23 protein-coding genes are annotated in these 26,215 nt (G+C 35.2%); 13 read left to right on the forward strand and 10 right to left on the reverse strand.

Going from position 1 to position 26,215, the window contains the following annotated elements:
* Nucleotides 1-5: 5 nt before the first annotated feature.
* The gene (gene clpP, locus ACQVD9_RS11960; RefSeq protein WP_264747896.1) at nucleotides 6-617 is read right to left on the reverse strand and encodes an ATP-dependent Clp endopeptidase proteolytic subunit ClpP; all 612 of its coding nucleotides are present in this window, start codon (nucleotides 615-617) and stop codon (nucleotides 6-8) included.
* A 119-nt stretch (nucleotides 618-736) separates the two neighbouring features.
* Nucleotides 737-2,053, reverse strand: coding sequence for a trigger factor (gene tig, locus ACQVD9_RS11965; RefSeq protein ID WP_264746180.1), 1,317 nt, complete (start codon nucleotides 2,051-2,053; stop codon nucleotides 737-739).
* Nucleotides 2,054-2,333: 280 nt separating this feature from the next.
* Between tig and ACQVD9_RS11970 the strand changes: the two genes are divergently transcribed.
* Nucleotides 2,334-3,677 carry an adenylate/guanylate cyclase domain-containing protein gene (locus tag ACQVD9_RS11970; protein WP_264746181.1) on the forward strand — a complete coding sequence of 448 codons (1,344 nt, stop codon included), beginning with the start codon at nucleotides 2,334-2,336 and terminating at the stop codon, nucleotides 3,675-3,677.
* 1 nt (nucleotide 3,678) lies between these two features.
* On the opposite strand, the gene ACQVD9_RS11975 is transcribed toward ACQVD9_RS11970, so the two are convergent.
* Nucleotides 3,679-3,984, reverse strand: a complete 306-nt coding sequence (locus ACQVD9_RS11975; protein ID WP_264746182.1) for a hypothetical protein — start codon at nucleotides 3,982-3,984, stop codon at nucleotides 3,679-3,681.
* Nucleotides 3,985-4,036: 52 nt separating this feature from the next.
* Nucleotides 4,037-6,181, reverse strand: a complete 2,145-nt coding sequence (gene fadB / locus ACQVD9_RS11980) for a fatty acid oxidation complex subunit alpha FadB (RefSeq protein ID WP_264746183.1) — start codon at nucleotides 6,179-6,181, stop codon at nucleotides 4,037-4,039.
* 267 nt (nucleotides 6,182-6,448) lie between these two features.
* On the opposite strand from fadB, the gene ACQVD9_RS11985 reads away from it, so the two are divergent.
* From ACQVD9_RS11985 to ACQVD9_RS11995, 3 genes are read left to right on the forward strand one after another with little or no spacing between them, the layout of a single operon-like run.
* On the forward strand, nucleotides 6,449-10,186 hold the full coding sequence (locus ACQVD9_RS11985; RefSeq protein WP_264746184.1) for a DUF2339 domain-containing protein: 3,738 nt from the start codon (nucleotides 6,449-6,451) through the stop codon (nucleotides 10,184-10,186).
* Between the two features lie 11 nt (nucleotides 10,187-10,197).
* Nucleotides 10,198-11,349: a pyridoxal phosphate-dependent aminotransferase gene (locus ACQVD9_RS11990; protein ID WP_264746185.1), complete on the forward strand. Its 1,152-nt coding sequence runs from the start codon at nucleotides 10,198-10,200 to the stop codon at nucleotides 11,347-11,349.
* On the forward strand, nucleotides 11,337-12,119 hold the full coding sequence (locus ACQVD9_RS11995; RefSeq protein WP_264746186.1) for an amidohydrolase: 783 nt from the start codon (nucleotides 11,337-11,339) through the stop codon (nucleotides 12,117-12,119). The genes ACQVD9_RS11990 and ACQVD9_RS11995 overlap by 13 nt, the downstream gene beginning before the upstream one ends.
* 23 nt (nucleotides 12,120-12,142) lie before the next feature.
* On the opposite strand, the gene ACQVD9_RS12000 is transcribed toward ACQVD9_RS11995, so the two are convergent.
* Complete coding sequence (locus tag ACQVD9_RS12000; RefSeq protein WP_264746187.1) at nucleotides 12,143-13,162, reverse strand: NAD(P)H-dependent glycerol-3-phosphate dehydrogenase; 1,020 nt, start codon at nucleotides 13,160-13,162, stop codon at nucleotides 12,143-12,145.
* Nucleotides 13,163-13,421: 259 nt separating this feature from the next.
* Between ACQVD9_RS12000 and fabA the strand changes: the two genes are divergently transcribed.
* Both fabA and fabB read left to right on the forward strand, forming a co-directional pair.
* Entirely contained in the window at nucleotides 13,422-13,937 is a 516-nt protein-coding gene (gene fabA, locus ACQVD9_RS12005; protein ID WP_264746188.1) for a 3-hydroxyacyl-[acyl-carrier-protein] dehydratase FabA, read from the forward strand.
* A gap of 11 nt (nucleotides 13,938-13,948) precedes the next feature.
* Complete coding sequence (gene fabB / locus ACQVD9_RS12010; protein WP_264746189.1) at nucleotides 13,949-15,169, forward strand: beta-ketoacyl-ACP synthase I; 1,221 nt, start codon at nucleotides 13,949-13,951, stop codon at nucleotides 15,167-15,169.
* A gap of 63 nt (nucleotides 15,170-15,232) precedes the next feature.
* Here fabB and ACQVD9_RS12015 read toward each other — a convergent pair whose 3' ends face one another.
* Nucleotides 15,233-15,940, reverse strand: a complete 708-nt coding sequence (locus tag ACQVD9_RS12015) for an MlaA family lipoprotein (RefSeq protein ID WP_264746190.1) — start codon at nucleotides 15,938-15,940, stop codon at nucleotides 15,233-15,235.
* Nucleotides 15,941-16,241: 301 nt separating this feature from the next.
* On the opposite strand from ACQVD9_RS12015, the gene glnL reads away from it, so the two are divergent.
* Together glnL and glnG are read left to right on the forward strand one after the other, a co-directional pair.
* Complete coding sequence (gene glnL, locus ACQVD9_RS12020; protein WP_264747897.1) at nucleotides 16,242-17,300, forward strand: nitrogen regulation protein NR(II); 1,059 nt, start codon at nucleotides 16,242-16,244, stop codon at nucleotides 17,298-17,300.
* 14 nt (nucleotides 17,301-17,314) lie between these two features.
* Nucleotides 17,315-18,745: a nitrogen regulation protein NR(I) gene (glnG, locus tag ACQVD9_RS12025; protein WP_264746191.1), complete on the forward strand. Its 1,431-nt coding sequence runs from the start codon at nucleotides 17,315-17,317 to the stop codon at nucleotides 18,743-18,745.
* Between the two features lie 48 nt (nucleotides 18,746-18,793).
* Here the strand turns inward: glnG and ACQVD9_RS12030 are convergent, their stop codons facing one another.
* A complete protein-coding gene (locus ACQVD9_RS12030) occupies nucleotides 18,794-19,984 on the reverse strand; it encodes an MFS transporter (protein WP_264746192.1) in 1,191 nt (396 codons plus the stop codon).
* A gap of 374 nt (nucleotides 19,985-20,358) precedes the next feature.
* Between ACQVD9_RS12030 and ACQVD9_RS12035 the strand changes: the two genes are divergently transcribed.
* The 4 genes from ACQVD9_RS12035 (at nucleotide 20,359) to ACQVD9_RS12050 (ending at nucleotide 23,053) form a co-directional block, all read left to right on the forward strand.
* Nucleotides 20,359-20,667, forward strand: a complete 309-nt coding sequence (locus tag ACQVD9_RS12035) for an HU family DNA-binding protein (RefSeq protein ID WP_201094832.1) — start codon at nucleotides 20,359-20,361, stop codon at nucleotides 20,665-20,667.
* A gap of 194 nt (nucleotides 20,668-20,861) precedes the next feature.
* Entirely contained in the window at nucleotides 20,862-21,947 is a 1,086-nt protein-coding gene (locus ACQVD9_RS12040) for a hypothetical protein (RefSeq protein ID WP_264746193.1), read from the forward strand.
* A 134-nt stretch (nucleotides 21,948-22,081) separates the two neighbouring features.
* Nucleotides 22,082-22,483 (forward strand): hypothetical protein, encoded by a 402-nt coding sequence (locus ACQVD9_RS12045; protein WP_264746194.1) that lies wholly within the window; start codon nucleotides 22,082-22,084, stop codon nucleotides 22,481-22,483.
* 24 nt (nucleotides 22,484-22,507) lie between these two features.
* Nucleotides 22,508-23,053, forward strand: a complete 546-nt coding sequence (locus ACQVD9_RS12050) for an RNA 2'-phosphotransferase (protein ID WP_264747898.1) — start codon at nucleotides 22,508-22,510, stop codon at nucleotides 23,051-23,053.
* Between the two features lie 38 nt (nucleotides 23,054-23,091).
* Here ACQVD9_RS12050 and dapD read toward each other — a convergent pair whose 3' ends face one another.
* On the reverse strand, nucleotides 23,092-24,126 hold the full coding sequence (dapD, locus tag ACQVD9_RS12055) for a 2,3,4,5-tetrahydropyridine-2,6-dicarboxylate N-succinyltransferase (RefSeq protein WP_264746195.1): 1,035 nt from the start codon (nucleotides 24,124-24,126) through the stop codon (nucleotides 23,092-23,094).
* 17 nt (nucleotides 24,127-24,143) lie between these two features.
* On the reverse strand, nucleotides 24,144-24,515 hold the full coding sequence (locus ACQVD9_RS12060; protein WP_264746196.1) for an ArsC family reductase: 372 nt from the start codon (nucleotides 24,513-24,515) through the stop codon (nucleotides 24,144-24,146).
* A gap of 164 nt (nucleotides 24,516-24,679) precedes the next feature.
* Here ACQVD9_RS12060 and ACQVD9_RS12065 point away from each other — a divergent pair, with 164 nt between their 5' ends.
* Nucleotides 24,680-25,231 (forward strand): 3'-5' exonuclease, encoded by a 552-nt coding sequence (locus ACQVD9_RS12065; RefSeq protein ID WP_264746197.1) that lies wholly within the window; start codon nucleotides 24,680-24,682, stop codon nucleotides 25,229-25,231.
* Nucleotides 25,232-25,261: 30 nt separating this feature from the next.
* Here ACQVD9_RS12065 and ACQVD9_RS12070 read toward each other — a convergent pair whose 3' ends face one another.
* Nucleotides 25,262-26,212, reverse strand: coding sequence for an adenosine deaminase (locus ACQVD9_RS12070; protein ID WP_264746198.1), 951 nt, complete (start codon nucleotides 26,210-26,212; stop codon nucleotides 25,262-25,264).
* Nucleotides 26,213-26,215 lie beyond the last annotated feature (3 nt).

Here is a 26,215-nt window from a genome sequence, read left to right on the forward strand (position 1 = left end):
TAATCTTAAATAGCCATACGACTTGTCAATACTTTATCAATTAACCCATATTCTACAGAGGCTTGTGCACTCATAAAATTATCTCTATCAGTATCACGCGCTATTATATCTAAAGGTTGCCCTGTATGCTTCGCTAATACTTCATTTAAGCGTTCTCTAATACTTAATATTTCACGAGCATGAATTTCAATATCAGATGCTTGTCCTTGAAACCCACCTAGTGGCTGATGAATCATTACTCGAGAGTGAGGTAAAGCATAACGCTTACCGGCTGCACCACCCGCTAATAATAAAGCCCCCATACTAGCAGCCTGACCAATACAGGTAGTAGACACATCTGGCTTGATAAACTGCATAACATCATAGATAGCCATGCCCGCTGTTACCACACCACCAGGAGAGTTAATATAAAGATGAATATCTTTATCTGGGTTTTCAGCCTCTAAAAATAATAGTTGAGCAACAATTAAGTTAGCCATGTAATCTTCAACTTGTCCTACTAAAAAAATAATTCTTTCTTTAAGTAGTCGTGAGTAAATATCATAAGCACGCTCGCCACGTGAGGATTGCTCAACAACCATTGGTACAAGACCACCAGCTGCTTCAATACTACTCATTTGTTGTAAAATGGATTTTGACACTTTACTCTTCCTCAATCTCTATTTTCAAAGGCGTAATAAGCCAGCATAAAGCTGGCTTACTATTTATTATTACTAAATATCTTTAGAATAAGCAATTAGACATCTAGATGCATTTCTTCATTAGGTCTAACAGCTTCCTGATAATCCATTGGTTTATCAGTTACTTTTGCTTGACCTAATAATAAATCAACTACTTGTTCTTCTAGTACAACAGAACGAATACCTTCTAAACCTTGTTTATCTTCGTTAAATTGTGCAATCACTTCTTTTGGATCTTCATATACTGAAGCAATATCCTCAATCATTGTATTTACACGCGCTTCATCTGCTTTAATTTCATTCTTCTCAATGATTTTTCTAATAATCATACCTAATAAAATACGATTCTTAGCTTTATCTTTAAAGCGATCAAACGGGAAATCTTGCGGGTTTAATTGCATACCATATTGCGCATTCATTTGATTAATGGACTGATCACGCAATGCTGAAGCTTCTCCATCAATCCAAACTCTTGGTAACTCTACATCATATTTTTTCAATAAAGCAGCAAATATTTGATTTTTCAATTTACCTTTAAGTGCTTGGCGTAATTCACGCTCCATATTTTTACGCACTTCTGCAGTAAATTTCTCAGCGTCACCTTCTGCCATACCATAACGCTTAAATAAAGCGTCATCTAATGGTGCTAACTCAATCTCTTCTACTTTAGAAACTTTAACAGTAAAGTCAACTTCTTTACCCTTTAAGTTTTCAGCATGGTAATCAGCAGGGAATGTTACCTTAAAAGTACGCTCTTCACCCTGTTTAACACCAACCAATGCATCTTCAAAGCCAGGTATCATTTGTTTTGAACCTAACACTAAAGCTTGCTCATTAGCTGTACCACCTTCAAATGGTTCGCCATCTAACTTGCCAACAAAATCAATAATGATGCGATCATCATTTTTTGCTTCACGATCAACTTCTTTAAAAGTAGAAGCTTGCTTTCTTAAAGCAGTAATCATTTCTTCTACATCTAAATCTGTTAACTCATGTACAGGACGAGTTACTTCAATATCAGAGTGATCAACAAGCTCAATTTCTGCTGGCGCTATATCAAAATCAACCACATATTTGAAATCTTTACCTTGTACAAAATCTTCTGGTTCAATAGCAGAAGGTTGTCCTGCTGGAGCAATATTTTGATCTTTTAATGCTTGCTCAAAATTTTCCCACATAATATCTTGTAGAATTGAGTCTCTATAACGCTTTTCAGTAGTTTTAGAAACTTTGCCAGGACGAAAACCATTCATTTTCGCATGACCAACTGCGTCTTTTAAACGTTTACCTACTTCTGATTGAATAAGATTACCAGGAATCTCAATAGTCATACGGCGAGCAATAGCAGAAGTGTTTTCAACAGAAACTTGCATGAATTTTCCTCGTAGCACATACAATGAAGAATGGGGATTCCGCCCCCTCTTAAATTAAAATGGAGTATTTTAGTGTGTTATTGACAATAAGTCATCCAAAAAGCTTATTAAAAACTATGACAAAATAAAAAATATTCATTTTTTCTTAAAAATATAAGTTTTATTTCACATAATTGTAACAATAACGCCATAACTCATAGTAATGAAAGCTATCATTCCCTATAATTTAATACCTTATAGTTAATTAACAATTATGGACTCTCTTTAAGACAATATTTTAATGCAAAAAATTTCTCTTTATCACTTGCGTTTTTTTGCCTATTTTTCACTAGCGATAACGGCCATTGTAGGCCAATATATTGGCTATTTTGAACGTCCTACTTTTATTGTTTTACTTTGTTTATCTATTATAACTCCTTGTATTGGTTATCTATCATCTTTAACAGATACTAAAAACCGTCAAGATCAGTTAGCCCTTATTCTATTAGATGCTGTTGTTGTTAGCCTAGTCGCTTTATTATTAGGCGAAAATAATATCATTACTTTATTATTTATTCTCACAATTATTTTTAATGCTTACTTAAATAGTAATGCTAGATATACGCTTGCAGCCATCTTTGTCCTATTTTGTTTTATTACCGTTTTTACCATTTTATTTGGACAGCCTTTAATTCCACAGCCTCCTACCAGCTTGATTATCGTCAATGTACTCTGTACAGGTTTTTATTTATTTGCTTGTGGCCGTTATATATACCAAGGTGAACAGGAAAAAATAAAACTAAAACAAATTATTGCTAGTAATGAAAAAGAACAACAAATTATTGCTCAAAAATTAAATAAATATATTTCACCTCAAGTCTGGGAATCTATTTTTGGTATAAAAAAATATGAGCGTATAGAAACTCAACGAAAAAAGCTTACTATTTTCTTCTCAGATATCAAAGATTTCACACAACTTTCTGAAGAGCTTGAATCCGAAGTTCTAACAGAAATGCTTAATCACTATTTAACTGAAATGTCTAATATTGCTCAAAGCTATAATGGCACAATCGATAAATTTGTGGGTGATAGCATTATGGTATTTTTTGGTGATACTAATAGTTTAGGTGCACAAAAAGATGCTATTGCTGCTACTTCTATGGCGTTAGCCATGCAAAACCATATGAAGCATGTCCGTAACTACTGGACCTCCCGAGGTATTACAAGTCATTTAGAAATACGTATTGGAATTAATACTGGCTTTTGTACAGTAGGTAACTTTGGTGCTAATACCCGTATGGATTATACGATTATTGGACGAGAAGTAAATTTAGCCAGCCGTTTGGAGAATGCTGCTCAACCTGGTGAAATTCTTATTTCTGAAGAAACTCATGCTTTAATTAAAGATGTTATTCTTTGTCGTGATAAAGGTGAAATAACCGTAAAAGGTTTCTCTAGACCTATTAGAATTTATGAAGTTGTTGGACTACGTAGCAAATTAAATAAAGAAAGCTGCTATATTGAACACGAAACCAAAGGTTTCTCTATCTATTTAGATAGCATTAATATTCAATCAGAGGATAAATTGAAAATTATTAATATATTGGAACAAGCTGCTAAAGAGTTAAAAAATACTAAACAATAAATTATTTATTTCTAGCTTGTAACTCTTGAGTAACTTTATTATTCCATACAACGGAGCAAGGCTTTAAGCCTGAAGACCTATTAAATAGCTTTGCCTCAATAACATTACACCATTCCACAGAGCCTAAATCAGGACCATGACCTGCAGTATCTGCACTCACTACTTGGCTATCAACCCAAACAAACCACGCATCAGATCCTTCTACTAAAGCAGTTGGTCGTTTATGTAAGTCATCATGATTTGATGTAGTACATGCAGAACAAAAAACTAATATTACAGCACCTAAACAATAACTTTTTAACAACATCTAACCCTCTCTATATAGAGTTAGCACAAAATGGCTAACTCTATACTTAATATTAATCAAAAAAACGCTGACCTGTTTTAGCCATCACACGTAACTTATCAGTAACATGATAAATAGCACCTAAGTCCTTATATTTATCAGCCATAGCAACAAAGTTGGCTACCCCTACAGTATCAATATAACGCAAAGCACCACCTCTAAATCTTGGAAAACCTAAGCCATAAAGTATTGCCATATCAGCCTCTGCCGCTGTTTCAACAATACCTTCTTCTAAGCAACGGACTGTTTCCATACAAAATGGTACCATCATCCTTTCAAGAATCTCTTGATCAGATACTTCTTTTGACTGTTTAACTAATGGTTTTAACAGATCATAAGCTACTGAATCTGCTTCTTTTTTAAGTCTACCATTATTATCTTTGCTATATACATAGAAACCTTTACTATTCTTTTGCCCTAAACGTTCTGCTTTATAAAGAACAGCAATAGCATCATTACCTTCTTTTTTCATGCGATCAGGGAAACCGGCAGATAATACTTCTTGGCAATGCCAACAAGTATCCATACCAATCACATCAGATAGATAAGCAGGCCCCATCGGCCAACCAAACGCTTCCATTACCTTATCTACATGTACAAAATCAGCACCATCAGCAATTAAAGACTCTAATCCGCCTAAATAAGGAAATAACACTCGATTGACTAAAAACCCAGGACAATCATTAACAACAATAGGAGCCTTACCCATTTTTTGTGCATAAGCCACAATAGTTGCAATGGTATTTTCACTGGTTTTCTCACCACGAATTACTTCTACTAATTTCATGGCATGCACAGGGTTAAAGAAATGCATCCCACAAAAATTCTCAGGGCGTTTTACTGATTGTGCTAATAAATTAATAGAAATAGTAGAAGTATTTGAAGTAACAATAGCGGTTTCTTTTACACTCGCCTCTACCTCTGGCAATACTATTTTCTTAACTTTAGGACTTTCTACTACAGCCTCAATCACCACATCTACTTTATCAAAACCTTCATAACTTAATGTTGGATGAATACGTTGCAGTGTGTCATTTTTTTGTTCTTCAGTAATCTTGCCACGTTTAATATTTTTACTAAGAATATTATTAGCTTCTGCCATACCTAACTCATTAGCATGGTCATTAATATCCTTCATAAAAATAGGTGTACCAGTAGCTGCTGATTGGTAAGCAATACCACCACCCATAATACCTGCACCTAATACTGCTGCATAATTAACAGGCCGTGCTTTCTTTACATAGGCTTTAGCTTTACGTTTAATCACCTGCTCATTCATAAATAGGCCAATCAAACTAGCTGCCACATCAGTTTGACCTAGTTTAATAAAACTATCCACCTCTAGCGCTAATGCTTTGTCACGAGCTAAGCTAATATTTTGTTTTAATAAACTAATAATTTCACCTGCTGCTGGATAATTAGCTGCCATTTTACTATTAGCAACCTCTGCTGCCTCAAAAGCCGCCTGCTGAGCTACTTCATCTACTTGCACAGGGTCTAGTTTAACTTGACGATGTTTTTTATAATCAATTTCACCTTTAATCGCTTTTGTTAATAAATCAATAGCTACATTTTTCAATTGATCATTTTCAGCTACTGCATTGACTGCACCTAATTGTAATGCAACAGCTGCTTTATTATTTTTACCCGTAGTCATCCATGTTAAAGCATTAGCTAAACCTATTAGACGGGTTGAGCGTACAGTTCCACCATAACCAGGACAAATACCTAAACCAACTTCAGGAAAACCTATTTGCGCAGTAGTACTCATCACACGAAAATCAGTTGTTAGCGCTATCTCTAAGCCACCGCCTAACGCTAAACCATTGATAACAGAAATGGTTGGATAAGGTAAATCTTCAATTTCATTAAATAATTTGTGCACAGCTGTAAAGGTTTCTTTTTGTTTAGCTACTGGCTCACGAAATAGAGGAATAAATTCAGTAATATCAGCACCCACTACAAAAGCATCTTTACTACTTGTTATTAATAACCCTTGAAGTGATTGCTCTACTTTAATTGCAGCTACTGCTTGCTGTAACTCTTGCAAAGTTAGTGTATCAAACTTATTTACAGATGAATCCGTAGCATCAAAACTTAACTCAGCAATATTATTTTCGAGCATTAAAACTTTAATGTTTTTACCTGAGTAAATCATTTATTAATCTCCATAAAACAAGCGCGTAAAAGTTTATATTATTAGATCAATATAACATTATTTATAATTTCTTATTAACATTCATTGTAAAAGAATACCAGTGCGCTATACAGCTTTTCTTTAAGCTAGATATTTTCCTATAACAAATTTAATACTTAACTATATATTAATTTTGGCAATTTTAATAAATAATTAATGTTACTCATTTAAATAACCATTATGATTATTTAAACATTTATTTGAAAAATATAAATAGGGATAAACGTTATGCAGTGGATTTTAATGTTGGTTGGAGGAGCTGTTGGTTTACTTATGGATCAATCCCTTGTATCCTCATTAATGGGAGCAATTTTTGGATTAGTACTTGGTTTTAGTTCTCGTATTCAAAACTTGGCCAGTGAGAATAAAAAACAAGAAAAAGAATTACAATTATTAAAAGCTCAACTAGAGCAAAATCAGCAATCCATTGCTAAACAAATTATCCATATTAATAAACAGCTACACACCTTCACTAGCGATGATAAACAAACAGAACCTGTTGTTTCTCAAACTAAATTTACAGAACCAGCCTCACCAATAGTTGCTAACCAAAAACCTATAGAACAGCCAGTTTCTATTAAACCTATAAGCATTAAACCAATTACAGAACAAAATACCCAACAACATAAACATATAGATACTATTAGTAAGCCACTACCATCAACTTTAGAGAAAGCTCCTGATAGTATAATTACACAAGATATTCAGCTCCCAGCCAAACAAACAATTGATACCACTTCTATTGCCAGTACTATTACTACTCAAAATATAGAGCAACCAGCTAAACAACAACAGCCACAACCAATAAACCAAACAGCACCAGCTGTAAATACACCTATAGACCCAGTCAAGAAACAACCTCCTATTAGGAAACCAGCACCATTAAAAACCACAGTTAATGAAAACAATATAGATATATTTGGTATGGCCCGTAATTGGTTATTTGGAGGTAATACTATATTACGTATAGGTGCCATTATTTTATTTCTTGGGCTTGCCTTTTTATTACGTTATGCCACTGAAGGAATGACCTTCCCCATTGAAGGCCGTTACATAGGTGTTGCCATTGGTGGCTTAGTATTAATTAGTTTAGGTTGGCGATTACGCAATAGAGTGAATAACTATGGCCTTATTTTACAGGGTACTGGTGTTGCTGTACTTTATCTAACCTGTTATGCAGCCATGTATTTACACAAATTATTACCTGCTAATACTGTTTTTATCTTATTATTATTTATTACTATTTCATCTGCCCTACTCGCTATTTTCCAAAACTCTCTTAGTTTAGCAGCTGCTGCAGCTTTCGGAGGCTTTGCCGCACCTATTTTAGCCTCATCAGGTGGAGGTAGCCATGTTGCCTTGTTTAGCTACTTTGTGTTGTTGAATACTAGTATTCTAACTATTGCATGGTTTAAAACATGGCGTCTGTTAAATCTAATTGGTTTTGTAGGCACATTTGGAATAGGTTTTGCTTGGGGTATAAAATCTTATACGCCTGATTTATTCTGGAGTACTGAGCCTTTCCTAATTGTTTTCTTTATTATGTATATTGTAATAGGCTTATTATTCGCTCGCCGAAAACTCTACGATGCCAAACATGCGCCAGATGACCGTAATGCTCTATTGCAATGGTCAGTTCGACAAACTGACTATATTGACGCAACTGTTATCTTTGGTACACCAATTGTAGGGTTTGGCTTACAATACTCCCTTATCAACCATATTGAATATGGTTTTGCTATTAGCTCCTTTATTTTGGGTATTTTTTATTTACTACAAGCTTTTGCTTTCTATAAGTTTGGTAGTAAACGTATCTCATTACTAACCGAAACTTGTTTAGCGCTAGGCGTAGTATTTACGAGTTTAACCATTCCACTTGCATTTAATGCTAGTTGGACTTCTGCTTCTTGGGCGATGGAAGGCGCTGGAATTTTCTGGGTTAGCTTAAGACAACAACGCAAAATTGGTCGATTATTTGCGGTATTTTTACAATTTGCTGCAGCCATTGCTTTTCTTACTGAAATTAACCTAGGCAACCAAACATTATTAGCTGGCTCTTCACTGGGAGCTTTAATGCTAGGTATCGCTTTACTATTTAGTTTTTATCAAGCAGAGAAATATTATGCAGATTTAGAGAGCACAGAACGAAGCTTAACTACCATGTTTAGTATTACAGGTCTTAGCTTTATCTATTTAATAGCCCCATTGCACTTTATGCAACAAGGAACTGCTGTAAGTTGGGCAGTTGCGGGCATTGTTACAATGTGGTTAGGGTTAAGAATCAAATCTTCTCTTTTCTTTAATTATGGGTTAATCATTCAAGTACTAGCAAGTTTTGTGTTTATTACGGGAATAAATAGTCAATATTTAGGTTCTGCAATCAATGCCGATTGGTATCAACTCATTACATGTATGATATTTGGCTTACTATTACTCACTAATGGCTTATTTATAACTGAAGATAATGGTAATCCACAAAATCAAACATTACGCTATAACATAAACATTATTCTATTATTAGGATTAATTTTTACTAACCTTGCCATTCTATTTGTATTACCTTGGCAAATCGTAGCAAGTTGTTGGTCTATCAGTGGGTTATTTATTTTCGTATTAGCTGTTCGCTTTAACCTTATACTACCTTTCTATTTTAGCTTAGCTTTACAAGTCATCGCTACACTAACATTTGCTCATAACATACCTGCTACAACTGATTTACCAGCATTTGGCCATATTAGTTTCTGGACTCCGATTATTCTTAGTATCGTTGCATTATTTGCCTCATGGCGAATACAACAACCCATTTCAATAAAAATGCTTCAACAAACAGTGCAACCTATTTCTCGAATATTATTAATTTGGGGAGTTGGCTGGTGGGGCTTTGCTTTTTTAAGTGAAATAACACGTGTTGCTGATACAAGTTGGCAATCTACTTGGTTATTATTAACAACAGCTATTAGTCTATTTTTATCTGGCTTGATCGCTAAACGTTTTCAATGGAGAGATCTAGTTCTAGTAACAGGACTACTTGTACCTATAGCATGCACCATTTTCAGCAATAATTACCTCTCTCCTTTTAGCCAATTTGGCTGGTTAGCTTGGGGAATGGTATTTGCTGTACACTTCTTTAATTTAAAACGATTAAATGAACTATTACCAGATAATGTTTTATCTCTCTGCCATATTGTTGGTCTATGGTTATTAATAACTGTCTTAACCACTGCACTAAATCAGCTACTACCTATAGTATCTATAACAAATGCTAATGCTTGGCATTGGTTAGTTTGGATGTTTATTCCTAGTTGTTGGCTATTACTTATCTGTTATAAACAAAACCTACCGTGGCCTATCAATAGCTTTAGTAGAGAGTATTGTTTTATTGCTTCTTTACCGATAGCTGCATTAACTTTAGCTTGGTTCTGGTTAGCTAATACTTTTAGTACGGGTAATATCCCTAATATCCCTTATATTCCTTTACTAAACCCATTAGAGCTAGGGCTATTGTTATCCTTAGCCAGCTCTGTTTGGTGGTTATATAAGCACCTTAATGAATTTGAGATAACAACAAAAACTACACGACGTATTACCCAAATTATCATAGGTATTTCACTATTTGCATTGAGTACAGCCATTGTTTTCCGTACAGCATTTCATTGGGCGCATGTTCCGTTTCACTTTGAAGATCAAGTACAATCAATGATAGTACAAGCTAGCCTGTCTATTCTCTGGACATCTATCGCCCTAGCACTGATGATTGCTGGTCATAAAAAAGTTTACAGGGAACTTTGGTTAATTGGCGCTAGCCTAATAGCAGTGGTTGTAGTAAAACTATTTTTTATCGAGTTAAGTAATAGTGGTAGCTTAGCGCGTATTATTTCTTTTACTATAGTGGGCATTTTATTACTGATTGTGGGATACTTCGCTCCTTTACCACCTAAACAACAAGAACCACAAGAAATACCATAGAGTTATTAATTATGTCTTTTTATAGCAAATTACCTAATCTAGGTACTACCATCTTTACCCAGATGTCACAATTGGCAGCGGAAACTGGTGCTATCAATCTATCTCAAGGTTTTCCAGACTTTGATAGTCCCCTAGCATTACGTGAAGCAGTCAGTGAATATACCTTATCAGGCCATAATCAATATGCACCAATGATTGGTATACAATCACTAAGGGAACAAATAGCTAAAAAAATTCAGTATTTCTATAATAAGCAACTCAACGAAACCACTGAAATCACCGTTACACCAGGTGCTACGCAAGCTATATTTTGTGCTATCCAAGCAGTGATTAAAACAGGTGAGGAAGTTATTGTATTTGACCCTTGTTACGATAGTTATGAACCTGCTGTTACATTAGCAGCCGGTCGTTGCATTCATATTCCTCTGCAATTGCCACATTTCACTATTGACTGGCAACAATTAAGAGATGCAATTACCGCTAAAACTCGTCTTATTATCATTAATACTCCCCATAACCCTAGTGGAGCAACATTAACGGCACAAGACTTACAACAATTAGCTGATATTATTCGTGATAAAGATATTTATTTAATCGGTGATGAAGTTTATGAACACCTTGTGTTTGATCAAGCTGTTCACCATAGCTTACTCACTCATGATGAATTATTTGAACGTTCTTTTGTTATAAGCTCTTTTGGCAAAAGTTTCCATGTAACAGGTTGGAAAATAGGCTATGTTGCAGCACCAGCAGCATTAACAGCAGAGTTTCGTAAAATACATCAATATGTTAGCTTTGCAACCGTTACCCCCCTCCAATTCGCCTTAGCTGATTTTATGGCAAAACAGCCTAACCACTTAATAGAGCTACCTGATTTTTACCAACAAAAAAGGGATCTATTTTGTAGTTTATTAACAGCCTCTAAGTTTACTTTTACACCGACGCCCAGCACCTACTTCCAATTACTAGACTATAGTCGAATCAAACCAGACTTTAACGACCTACAAATGGTAGAATGGCTAGTCAAAAAACATAGCATAGCCGCAATTCCTATTTCTGTATTTTGTCAACAACCACCTCAATCATTGCGATTAGTTCGCCTATGTTTTGCCAAAAAAGATGACACGCTACGTCAAGCAGCGGAGAGATTATGCGCAATTTAGAAGATTTAAATATTGCTTTAGTTCAAACTGATTTGGTTTGGCAAAACCCTGAAGCTAATAAAGCTCATTTTGATAAACAATTTGCACAAATTACTAATACTGACATTATTGTTTTGCCTGAAATGTTTACTACTGGCTTTTCAATGGATGCAGAAAAACTAGCTGAGTCAGAAGATGGTCAGACTATTCAATGGTTAAGACAATCAGCCATTCAATTACAATCTGTTGTGACAGGCAGTTTAATTATTCGTACTAATGATAATAAGTACTTTAATCGGTTATTTTGGGCAAGACCTGATGGCACTATGGTGCAATATGATAAACGCCATCTATTTCGAATGGCTAATGAACATATGCACTACTCTGCTGGTGAATATCAACTGTTAGTTGAACATAAGGGTTGGAAAATTCGCCCTCTTATTTGTTATGACCTACGCTTCCCAGTCTGGAGTCGTGATCCTTATAATACAGATTTATTATTATATGTTGCTAATTGGCCCTCTGCTCGACGTCAACAATGGAATCGTTTACTACCTGCTAGAGCCATAGAAAACTTATGTTATACAGCAGGTGTTAACCGTATCGGTAAAGATGGCAAAGGCTACCCTTATAGTGGCGATAGCCAACTGTTTGATTATCTTGGTGAGCAATTAGTCACTTGTGAAGATAAAGCAGGAGTTTTTAACTATACCTTATCGGGCAGTAAACTATTAGCATTTCGTGAGTCTTTTCCTGCTTATCAAGACGCCGATATGTTTGAATTAAAATAAAAGGGTTTATTAACCCTTTTATTTTAAAAACCCTCTGTTGATATAAAATCAACATCTGTTTTAGGCTCTGCTAACATCAGTTTTTCGATTACCTTCTCTAAACTCATACCACCAAATATAATGGCATACAAGCCTGTTACTAAAGGCATATAAATCCCTAATTCATCTGATTTTGCTTTTAATACTTTTAAGGTATTAACTCCCTCAGCTACTTCACCTAAACGACTTACAGCCTCTTCTAAAGATAATCCCTGACCAATAGCATAACCCACTTGATAATTTCTACTCTTAGGAGAACTACAAGTGACTAATAAATCTCCTACACCTGCCAATCCTAAAAATGTCATAGGATTTGCCCCAAGTTTTACTGCAAACCTCGTCATTTCTGCTAAAGCTCGAGTAATCAACGTAGCACGGGTATTCTCTCCCATTCCTAATGCTACCGTCATGCCTGACATGATGGCATAAACATTTTTTAAAGCCCCACCTAGCTCAACACCATAGCGATCATTGCTGGCATAGACTCTGAAAGTACGGCCATGTAACACTTCTTGTACCTGTTGGCAAACACTAGTATCTTCACTGGCAATTACTGTGGCTGTTAAGGCATGCTCTGCTATTTCTCTTGCTAAATTAGGGCCAGATAACACCCCTATTTTGGCTTGAGGAGCAAGTTCTTGTAAAATCTGACTCATTAATAAAAAAGTATTAGCCTCAATTCCTTTAGTCATACTAACTAATATTTTATTATTTAACTCACTGGCAATAGGTTTTAATACTTCACGTAATGCACTAGAAGGTAAAGCAATAAATAGTAAGTCAGGCTTAATCGCCTTTGTTAAATCGGTAGTTGGATCAACTGCTGCATGAATAGGTACACCTTTTAAGTAACGGGGACTTTGCCGTTCAGTACGAATAATCTCTGCCTGTTGAGCATCACGCATCCACATTAGAACTTTATGGCCATTTTCTGCCAATAAATTAGCTAATGCTGTACCAAAACTACCACCACCAATTACTGCTACAGTTCTCTGATAACTCATATAAAACCTACTTATTTTCAGTAAATACCTAACTATGCAATATCATTTAATACTAAATTATTAATTCAATAATTTAGAATGTTTGTATTTTTAAATCATTAAAAGGTAAAATACAACTTTTATATACTTAAGCAATAGCCACTACTCGTTACATTATTAGATTATTTATAATCTTTCCCTGCCAATAGGCAGACATAATAGCTAATAGTTAGGTAGGTAGCTATCAACATTTTAATTATAAATGATCTAAGGAGTTTACATGACACCACAACACAGTTATTCCTATGAAGATTTGCTTAAATGCAGTCGAGGAGAGCTGTTTGGTCCGGGCAACGCTCAATTACCTGCGCCCAATATGTTGATGATGGACCGAATTATTAATATCAACTCTACAGGGGGCAAATATGGCAAGGGAGAAATCATTGCAGAACTTGATATTCGCCCTGATCTATGGTTTTTTCAATGCCACTTCATCGGCGACCCTGTGATGCCTGGCTGTCTTGGCTTAGATGCTTTATGGCAGTTAGTTGGTTTTTATCTGGGTTGGCAAGGTAATCCTGGTCGTGGCAGAGCGCTTGGTGCTGGTGAGGTAAAATTTTCAGGTCAAGTTGTTCCAACTGCGAAAAAAATAACCTACCATATTCATATTAAACGTACTATTAATCGTTCATTAATATTAGCCATCGCAGATGGTAGTGTTAGCGTAGATGGAAAAGAAATCTATACTGCTGACAGTTTACGTGTTGGCTTATTTACTTCCACTGACAACTTCTAAGGGTTATTCGTATGCGTCGAGTTGTGATTACTGGTTTAGGCATAACCTCTTGCCTAGGCAACGATAAAGAAACTGTTTCTACTAGTCTTCGTACTAGCCGTTCAGGTATCCGTTTTAATCCAGAATATGCGGAAATGGGGTTACGCAGTAATGTTTGTGGGTCAATTGATCTTAATTTAGAAGAGCTTATTGATCGTAAAATTAAACGTTTTATGGGTGACGCTGCTGCCTTCTCCTATTTAGCAATGAAACAGGCTATTGCTGATGCTAATTTAACTGAAGAGCAAGTATCTAACCCTCGTGTTGGTTTAATTGCTGGTAGTGGTGGTGCTTCTACCTTTAATCAAATGGAAGCATTAGATACACTTCGTGAAAAAGGCATTAAACGTGTAGGTCCTTATCGTGTTACCCGTACTATGGGTAGTACAGTATCTGCTTGTTTAGCTACACCTTTTAAAATCAAAGGTCTTAACTACTCTGTTTCGTCAGCTTGCGCTACAAGTGCTCACTGTATTGGAATTGCTATGGAGCAAATCCAAATGGGTAAACAAGACATAGTATTTGCTGGCGGTGGTGAAGAAGAACATTGGACACAATCATTCCTATTTGATGCTATGGGTGCCCTTTCAAGCCAATACAATGATACCCCTGAAAAAGCATCGCGTGCCTATGATGCTAACCGTGATGGTTTCGTTATTGCAGGCGGTGGTGGTATGTTAGTGGTTGAAGAACTAGAACATGCCTTAAAACGTGGCGCTAAAATCTATGCTGAATTAGTAGGTTATGGTGCAACTTCTGATGGTTATGACATGGTTGCACCAAGCGGCGAAGGTGCTCTACGTTGCATGCAACAAGCACTATCTACAGTAACTGGCCCTATTGACTATCTTAACACACATGGCACTTCAACACCTGTAGGTGATATTGCTGAAATTAAAGCAGTTCGTGAAATGTTTAAAGATGGCAAAGTACCTCCTATTAGTTCTACTAAGAGCTTATCAGGTCACTCATTAGGTGCTGCTGGTGTACAAGAAGCTATTTACAGCTTATTGATGATGGAAGGTAACTTTATTGCTGGCTCTGCTAATATTGAAACATTAGATCCAGAAGTAGCAGATTTACCTATCCAAACATCAACAGTAGAAAACGTAACGCTAAACCATGTTATGTCTAATAGCTTCGGTTTCGGTGGCACTAACGCTACTTTAGTGTTCAAACGTTTTGAAAAATAATTTGAATATAAAACAAAAGGGGCTGTTAAAGCCCCTTTTTTATTACTTATATTTTTAACTTAATTAAAAGTCATCTTCCACATAACCTTTGATTTTATATTCACGGGTTTCTAAATAAGCATTACGTATAAAAATATAAGGATCCCCCACTATCATCCCTTCTAAAGATAATAAGCGAGCCCGAGTATCTAAAATCTCACCACCCCAAATACCATAGGCAACACCGTTATCATTAATATAAGGTGTAACATCCATAAAGAAATCTGGCACTTTACCTGTAGCATCTCTAACAGTACTAGGGCCTAAGAACGGCAACATTAAATAAGGACCACTAGGTACGCCCCAATGTGCTAGCGTTAAACCAAAATCTTGATCACTACGTTGCAGTCCCATTTTAGAGCCAACATCAAAGAAACCTAACAAACCAAAAGTACTATTAAAACCAAAACGTGCTAAATCAACACCAGCATCATGAAGTTTTAACTGTAGTACATTATTACCAAAATTTTGAACCTCACCTAAGTTATCAGCCATATTACTGACACCTGTTTGTACAAACTTTGGAGTAACCCATTGGTATCCCTTAGCAATAGGTTTTAAAGTATAACGGTCAACCGTATCATTAAACTTATAAACCCCTCTGTTAAAACCTTGCCATGGATCATTTGTTTCGGCCCAACAATTACTAAATAAAGCTACACTCAAACAAACGCTTAAACTAATTTGCTTAAGAAACTTATTGGCCTTTTTCTTCCCAGAGACCAGCTTCATAATTAATTATCTCCAGCTTGTCATATATTTTTATAAAGGATAAACCGCTATATTATATAGAAATAAACTTACCAACAATAATTTTATCATCGGTTATTTCGCTTTTTTATACCAAAGTTCAGCAAAAGTTTATATTGCACCATAATAAATTGAAAACGCACAAAAATAGTGCATAATTTAATTGACGATAATTTAGACCAAAGAAATCATAGTAAATTCCGCTTATCTAATGAAAGATAATAGGCATTTGTTATTGGTTTAATTCTTGCATTACCTTATGCAAGCAATGAGACAACGAGTTATGACACTATCAACAACACTCAATAAACTATTACTAGATAATTTAACCACTACTGTTATTTTATTAAATAGTAAGTTGCATATTAAATATATTAATCCTGCTGCTGAAATTATGCTCTCAACAAGCTTTCAACGCTGTGTCAATCTTCCAATAACAGATATTGTCTCTGAAAAAACAGAATCGCTCACTTTACAACAAGTACTCGAAAAGGGGCAAGCATGCACCAAACATGATGCATGCTTAGTGACTAGTAATAATCAAGAAGTTATGGCTGATTATATTATTACTCCTATAACATCAGAAAATAAGACGCTTTTCCTGATAGAAATTATTGTACTGGATATTTTAAGAGTTTCTCGTGAAGAGGTTATTCTCTCCCAACAAGAAGGTAATAAGTTGTTAATTAGAGGATTAGCCCATGAAATTAAAAATCCATTAGGTGGTATTCGTGGCGCTGCTCAACTACTTGAACGCGCCCTTACAGATAACTCTTTTAAAGAATATACTAATATTCTTATCGAAGAAGCAGATAGATTATGTAATTTAGTAGACCGTATGCTAGGCTCTAATAAACTTCCAAATTATCAAATGACTAATATTCATGAAATATTAGAACGTGTTTATCAACTTATTACTGCTGAAAGCCAAGGTAATATTCATTTAATTAAAGATTATGATCCTAGTATTCCTGAAATCATTGTTGATGCAGAACAAATTATACAAGCAGTACTTAATATTACTCGCAATGCACTTGAAGCTTTACAAAATTCAGCCATTGAAGACCCTAAAATTATTCTAAAAACACGTGTTTTACGTCAATTTACGATAGGAACCATTCGCCATCGACTAGTTATTAATATTGATATTACCGATAATGGCCCTGGTATTCCTCCTCATATTAAAGATACTTTATTTTTTCCTATGGTAAGTGGTCGACCTGAAGGTACAGGTCTTGGACTAGCCATTACCCAAAATATTATTACTCAGCATAAAGGGGCTATCGAATGTCATAGTCAATCAGGGAATACCAAGTTTTCTATTTTTCTACCCTTAGAATAAGGAATAACACTATTATGAGTCACACTGAAAATGTTTGGATCGTCGATGATGATCGCTCAATACGCTGGGTATTAGAGAAAGCATTACAACAAGCAAATATGCAAACCCAGACTTTTGATAATGTTGATGCTGTGTTAAATGCCTTAGAGTACAGTAAACCTAATGTCATAATTTCTGACATCCGTATGCCAGGTAGTAGTGGCTTTGATTTACTAGGTCATATAAAAGCGAACTATTCAGATATTCCTGTAATTATCATTACGGCTCATTCTGATTTAGACAGCGCTGTTGCCTCCTATCAAAGTGGGGCTTTTGAATACTTACCTAAGCCCTTTGATGTTGATGAAGCAATCTCACTAGTAAAACGTGCTTATATTCATAGCCAAGAAACAAACAATAAAACCCCAGCTATTGAACCTATCGAACCTGCTTCTGAAATTATAGGTGAAGCACCAGCCATGCAGGAAGTTTTTAGGGCTATTGGTCGACTAAGCCAGTCAAATATCAGTGTACTTATCAATGGCGAGTCAGGAACAGGTAAAGAGCTAGTTGCTCATGCACTACACCGTCATAGTCCAAGAGCAAAAGCACCCTTTATTGCATTAAACATGGCGGCTATTCCTAAAGACTTAATGGAGTCTGAACTTTTTGGCCATGAAAAAGGTGCCTTTACTGGTGCAGCAACACTTCGTCGCGGTCGTTTTGAGCAAGCCAATGGCGGTACTTTGTTTCTTGATGAAATTGGTGATATGCCCGCTGACACACAAACCAGACTATTACGGGTATTAGCGGATGGTGAATTCTATCGTGTGGGTGGGCATATACCCATTAAAGTGGATGTACGTATTATCGCTGCTACTCACCAAAATATTGAAATGTTAGTACAAGAGGGAAAATTTCGCGAAGATTTATTTCATCGCCTCAACGTTATTCGTATCCATATACCTCGCTTATCTAACCGCCGCGAAGATATCCCTGCCCTAACCAAGCATTTTTTACAAAATACCGCCAAAGAACTGGCGGTAGAACCCAAAGTGCTTAAACCAGAAACTGAAGAATATTTAAAAAACCTTCCTTGGCCAGGCAATGTACGTCAACTAGAAAATATTTGCCGTTGGATCACTGTAATGGCATCAGGTAGAGAAGTACATATTGATGATCTACCACCTGAAGTGCTTAATCAAACTAAACCAGAAACTCCATCAGGTAGTTGGCAACAAAACTTAAAACTATGGGCCGAACAAGCCCTTAAGCAAGGTCAAACCAATCTATTGGGCGAAGCTATGCCTACTTTTGAGAAGGTAATGATTGAAACCACACTAAAACATACTGCCGGCCGCCGTCGAGAGGCAGCTTTCCTATTAGGTTGGGGTCGAAACACTCTTACTAGAAAAATAAAAGAACTCAATATGGATGCTGATCATGTTGCAACGGATGAAGAATAACAAACTTGACTAATAAGGTTATTCTAAATTAAAAGAATAACCTTTTAGTTAGTTTTTATTGGGTCTAGCAAATCCTGCTAAACAAAGCACAACAATACTAGATAGAAATAATGCAATAAATGCTAAGTGTAAACCTATAGCATGGGCTAAAAAACCTATCATTGGGGGACCTAATAACATCATTACATACCCCATCATCGCAACTGAGGCTATGGCAGCCGCAGATGACATCTCCTTGGTTTTAACTCTGGCTGCCAAGGTCAGTAAACAAGGAAAAATAATTGCCATACCAATACCAGACAAAGCAAACCCTATAATAGCAACGATAGGAAAATAGCTAATTAAAGCAATAAATAACCCTAACACTGAGCAAGCAGCACCCCATTGAATTGCTCTGATTGCTCCCACATAATCCACCCAACGATCACCAAATAAACGACCTACAGCCATAGTCCCTGTAAAAAAAGCTAAGCCAAGTGCAGCCAACCATTCTTGAGCACCCATATTCTCTAAAAATAAAGCTGACCAATCAGCCATTGCTCCTTCAACAAATACAGCAGCTGAAGCCACACAACCAAGAATCCACAATTTACCTTTTGGTAAGACAATAATTGGTACCTTAATCTCAGCTCTAATTTCATCAGTAATATTATCTGTTGAATGTAATAGATACCTTTGATTGATAACCACACCTATAATCAATAAAATCGCAACCATAGATAAATGATAAGCAGGTGTTATAGCAAACTTTGCTAATAGCCCACCCAATAACGATCCTAGCATAGCACCTACACTAAAAAGACCATGAAAAGAAGACATAATTGAGCGTTGATATATACGTTCTAAAGCTGCCGCCTGATCATTCATAGAAATATCTATTAACCCCATGCCTGCACCAAACACTATGAAAGCCCCAGCTAATGTCCATACATTAGGTGCTATTCCAATCAAAAACACAGAGAGTATTGTTAAATAAGCAGCAATAATGGTAGTTCTTCTACTAGAAAAATGACCAATAAGAAAACTAGACAGTAATGTAGCAATAAAAGAGCTTAAAACAGGACATAATAATAAAAATCCCCAATCCATTTTGGTTAATTGTAATTTTTCCTGAATAAAAGGGGTACGAACAGCCCAACTACTAAAGCTCATCCCAGCCACACCAAAAAAGAAAGCTATAGAAATACGTAGCCTAGAAAGCTTTAATTGTTGAGTTGCTGAAGCAGATAATGATGACATAAACCATAATCGACCAATTAAATAAGGGGTGTATTGTACGGTAAAAGCTTATTTTGTCGATTATATTCTTGGCTATGCCTCTTATATTCACCTCTTAAAGACTCATTAATTAGTATTAGATCGTAGCCCTCAAAGATTTATACCCCTTAAAAAATTGATCTTCATCAGTAAGTTACCATTCCCCTGTAGCAGTTAGTCGCAAAAAACCAATTTTTTTGAAAAAATACCTTGAAAATGGCTTACAAAGTTATAAAATCTTTAATTATCTGCATTATATGTATTGATTATCTAACGCAGTTAAGGTAGTTTTATCCATACTCTGTTATTAGGGTATTATTTGCTTTAAACTTTTCCCATCATTAAGGAATATATGTATGAACAAAGCTGAACTTGTAAATGCAATTGCTAGCAAAGCTGAGATTACTCAAACTGAAGCTAATAAAGTATTAAATGCTGTATTAGAAACTATTACTGAAACTCTAAAAAAAGAAGAGTCTATTGTATTAGTAGGTTTTGGTACTTTTGAGGTTAAAGCTCGTGCTGCACGCGTTGCTAGAAATTTAAGAACTGGCGAACCAATGACTATCCCAGCTAAGAAAGTTCCTAGTTTCAGAGCAGGTAAGGGTCTTAAAGAAGCTGTTAATCAAGCTAAGAAACCAGCTGCTAAAAAGGGTAAGAAATAATCTAACTACTTTGATTATTTCAAAATAAAAAGCAGATAGCTTTAAAACTAGCTGCTTTTTATTCTTTCCCCTCTTACAACACTCCCCCTCCCCATAAAAATTTTAACTATTTCACAGTATATAAAACAATTTTAGATACTCTAGTGTTTTATGAGTATAATTGCTCATCATTAAATTCACTATTGGAATGTAATATGACTTTTTCGCTTAAACCATTAGCAGCCATACTACTATCTAGTTTTGTTTGTTTAAGTTTTGCTCAAACAACTACACTGCCTGATCTAACAACAACTGTTAATCAAATTAAACAAAACTTACCTAAACAACTATCTACAGATTTATTATTAACTGATATTAATTACGATCACCAAAAACAAATCCTTATCTATACAGCTACACTGTTGGATCCTCAACGCATAATTAACAAAACTGAGCAAGATAAGGTCACTAATGAAATTTGTTACAACCCCACTTTACGTTCTGCCATAAATTTAGGCATGACTGTTAGTTTCTTTTATTATGGAATGAATAAAGATCTTTTAAAAAATATTGTTATCACAGAATCGTCTTGTGAACTTAACTTTAAACAATTTGAAAGCCAGTTAAACAAAGAGCTCACACAAATAAAAACCTCGCTTCCCCATCCACTTAATAGTCAATTTATCGCTTTCAATATTAATTATGATGCAAACCAAAAGACTATTTCAATTGATGCCAAAGCTGATAAAGAGTCAATTAATATCAACGAAATGACAAAAGAAGACAATATTAATTTAATCTGTAACCATCCTTATTTTTCCAAATTAACAGAAAAATATATTAGTTTTCATTTAAAATATTATGGAAAAGATGAAAATAAACTAGTCAAAGACTTTTCAGTAGATCTAAGAGACTGCAAAAACCCCACTGGTGCAGAAACAGCTATAGAGGATGACTTAGATAAACAATTAGCTCAAGAAGCAAAAACTATCAAGCAAAATCTTAATGCACTTAGCAATGATAGCATTCAACTGACTGATGTAGGCTATAATCCACAACAACGAACTATTTGGAATAAAGCCATCATTAAACAACCTAATATCACACCTGCACAAATCAATCCCAATATGAATATTGCTGGTTTATGTAATAACCCTACTACTCGTCAAACGATAAACAAAGGCGTTACTTATCAATATAGTTACTATGATACTAACAACAACCTATTAACTAGTTTTGCTATTGATAAAGAAACTTGCCGATCATTTGATCAAACAGCCAATATACTATTACAAAGATAGCTACTTGTTGTTGCTACCCTTATATTATAAAGGGTAGCAATCTATATAAGTTCTATATTCAACTCCCTTTCTTTATTTATTAATTTTCCTATAATAAACACTACCCTATTAAATTCTAACTACCCGAGATTATCATGCCAGAATTTTCAGATATTTTTATTGCTAAAAATCCAGAAGATGCGGTTAACTATAATATTTTAGAACACAGTCACCCTTATATTGCACTCAATGACTTCACTGATTATGAACTCAGTGCTTTATGGGCAAGCCTTACCAATAGCCGAGTTAAAGAAATACATGAGTTAGAGTTTATTGAAATAGATTCAGATGCCATACTCTATCGACTACCAGAGCCTTTTTTTAAAGCACTAGTAACCTTAGAGGATGCAGATTTAATCTCAGCTGCCGCTATTTGGGCTGAACACAATGAAATTCATTGGCGATTACCCCATGCTCAACAAAAGCTAGAAGAAATAAGAGCGTTAGCCAAACAAGCACAACTAGAAAATAAAGAATTGTACTTAATATTAGCTTAAGCTAAATACATGATCAGCAAACGAATGGATAACAAACAAGAAGAAAAGATTAGTAAGTTACTCAGCTATATTCTTCGTCATAAACCAGAAGAATATAACTTAACATTAGATAATCAAGGTTGGGTAATTATTCATGATTTATTAGAGAGCTTAGCTAAAGATCAACAGCCAATCACTAGACAACAACTTAATTATCTTGTGGAAAATAATGATAAAAAGCGCTTTACTATTTCAGATGATGGTTTAAGAATCCGCGCTGCCCAAGGACATTCTACTAAGAAAGTCACTATTGAATATGTCCCTCAACAGCCTCCTAATACTCTCTTTCATGGAACAGCTACGCGTTTCCTAGACACTATTAAACAGCAAGGATTACTAGCAGGCTCAAGGCAATATGTACATTTATCTACAGATACTGAAACAGCTCACAGTGTTGCTATAAGACATGGCCAACCAGTTATTTTAAAAATTAATAGTGCCGAAATGTATCAGCAAGGTTATCATTTTTACTTGGCTGATAATGGTGTATGGCTAACAGAACATGTACCTGTTACTTACATTAATGATTAATCAAAAAAATCCCTCAAAATGAGGGATTTTTTTATAATTTAATTATTATCATGTAAATCTGTATTTAAAGAAACTTTCTGTTGTTGATTCTTACATTCAACTTGTCCAGTTTCAGAATTACGACGGAATAATAAATCATCTTGACCTGCTAATTCTTTCGCTTTAACAATATCAATCACGGTATTAATACCAGATAACATTGCTATTTTAGTTCCTGCTGTAATATATAAGCCAGCTTCAATAGTACAGTTATTACCTAATGGTATACCAATCCCTGCATTAGCACCAATTAAACAGTTTTTACCAACACTGATAACTATATTGCCGCCACCTGATAAAGTACCCATTGTAGAACAACCACCACCTAGGTCTGTACCTGAACCCACAAAAACACCTGCTGAAATACGGCCTTCCACCATATTAGGGCCTTCTGTACCTGCATTAAAATTTATAAAGCCTTCATGCATAACCGTTGTACCTTCGCCTAAATAAGCACCTAAACGTACACGTGCGGTATTGGCAATACGAACACCTGATGGAATAACATAATCAGACATTCTTGGGAATTTATCCACAGAAGTTACTTTTAGGTCTCTACCTTTGATGCGCTCTTCTAGCTGACGCTCAGCTAACTCTTCAACATCTATCGCCCCTAAATTAGTCCAAGCAACATTAGGCAATAAACCAAACATACCAGTCAAATTAGTACCATGTGGTTTAACTAAACGATGTGATAATAAATGTAATTTTAAATAGGCCTCAGGAACTGAACTAGGATCTCTGTCTTCAGCTAATAATACGGCTACTAATGGTTTATTACTTTCAGCTAAACGTGTTAATAACCCAGCTTGCTTTTCATCAACCAGTTTTAATGCAGCTGCTAACTCTGCTGCTTGGGTTACTGTAATACTTATTGTTTCATTACCACCCTTGTAACCTACCATAGGAGCTACCGCATCAGTTAATGCTGTACTAGGGCTAAACAGTGGTAACGCATAATATACTTCTAACCATTCCCCTTTACGATTCTGTGTTCCCACCCCAAAAGCCATACTAAACAATGTTTTTGACATAAAATCCTCTATCTCTATTATTTTAAACTCAATACTTGATCATACTCTTCAACTTTAAAACCTAACAATGTCTTATTACCTAAATCTAAGACAGGACGTTTTATCATTGAGGGCTGTGCAATCATTAACTCTATTGCTTTACTTTCCGTTAAATCTTTTTTCTGTTCATCAGCAAGCTTCTTAAAAGTTAATCCTGCTTTATTAATAACTTTTTCCCAACCGTGTTCTTTACACCATGCTTGCAAATGCTCTTTATCAATTCCTTGTTTCTTATAATCATGAAATTGATAACTGACATTATGTTCATCTAAATAATCAAATGCTTTTTTCATGGTATTACAATTTTTAATACCAAAAATAGTAATTGTATTATCCTTTTTAGCTGTCATTTTATCTACTCTAATCATCTCATTAAGACCGGTATAAGATAACATAAAACCAATGATTTGCTTAATTTTCTTAGCATAAATCTTAATCACATAAAAACTAAATGAATCATTAAGTTATAATAAAACACAGCAACATAATACTATTAACAAAAGAAACAATACAAATGCAACATTATTTAATTATTGATTTTGAAGCCACTTGTTGTGATCAAGGTTCTATCCCTCGTCACCAAATGGAAATTATTGAGATTGGTGCAGTCATGGTAGATAGCCAAACTTTGCAATTAATAGATGAGTTCCAGAGCTTTATCAAACCTGTACGTTATCCAAAATTAACTACATTCTGCACACAACTAACGTCAATTACTCAACAACAAGTAGATAAAGCGACTACTTTTAAAAACTTTATCGCCCCTTTTAAAACATGGCTTTATCAATATAAAAAATTCGCTTTTTGTTCATGGGGTGATTACGACTACAATCAGTTAAACCAAGACTGCCAATATCATCAGGTTGCTAACCCTATTAGTGCTAAGCATATTAATATCAAACGATTAATGGCTGAAAAACAGCAGCTTCAAAAAAAGCCAGGATTAGGACAAGCGTTAAAGCTAGCTAATATGGAATTTATTGGTACCGCACATCGAGGGATCGATGATGCAAGAAATATGGTAAGACTATTACCTTATATATTTGGTGATAAAAAACTGCCTTAATCAACTAAGGCAGTTATAAGCTAAATAACTCTATTTAACTAATCGAGCATCAAAACTATTTTGAATTAACTTTTCTGCTTGTTGTTGCGTCATCCCTAGATGATCAAACATCGCTTGAAAGTTTTCATTCATATAACCACCAAAATAAGCAGGATCATCAGAGTTAACAGTTACTTTCACACCACGATCCAGCATATCCAAAATAATGTGTTGCTTCATTTCATCAAACACACATAATTTAATATTAGACAGAGGACACACTGTTAATGGTATTTGCTCATCAATTAAACGTTGCATTAAACGCTCATCTTCAATCGCTCTAACACCATGATCTATTCGCTTAACCTTTAATAAATCCAATGCTTCCCAAATATATTCAGGAGGTCCTTCTTCACCTGCATGGGCAACCGCTAATAAACCTGTACTACGTGCTTTATCAAACACACGCTGAAACTTACTAGGAGGAAATCCTACTTCTGAACTATCCAAGCCCACTGCAATAAAATGATCTTGATAAGGCAGTGCTTCAGCCAATGTTTTAAAAGCTGCTTCTTCTGACAAATGGCGTAAAAAACATAAAATTAAGCCACTGCTAATACCTAATTGTGATTTAGCGTCTTGTAATGCCTTACTAATACCTGTAATAACAACTTCAAAAGGAACTCCACGATCAGTATGAGTTTGTGGATCAAAGAAAGGCTCTACATGCGTTACACATTGCTCTTTACACTTCTGTAAATAAGCCCATGTTAAATCATAGAAATCCTGCTCTGTTTTTAATACATTCGCTCCTTGATAATATAAATCAAGAAACTCCTGTAAATTATTAAAGTTGTAAGCCTTACGTAAACTTTCTATATCATTCCAAGGCAATTTAATACTATTACGGTGAGCTAATTTAAACATTAGCTCTGGCTCTAAAGACCCCTCAATATGTAAATGTAACTCTGCTTTTGGTGTTGTTTTCAGCCAATCTCTCATCAC

Source organism: Entomomonas sp. E7T21 (assembly GCF_058693955.1).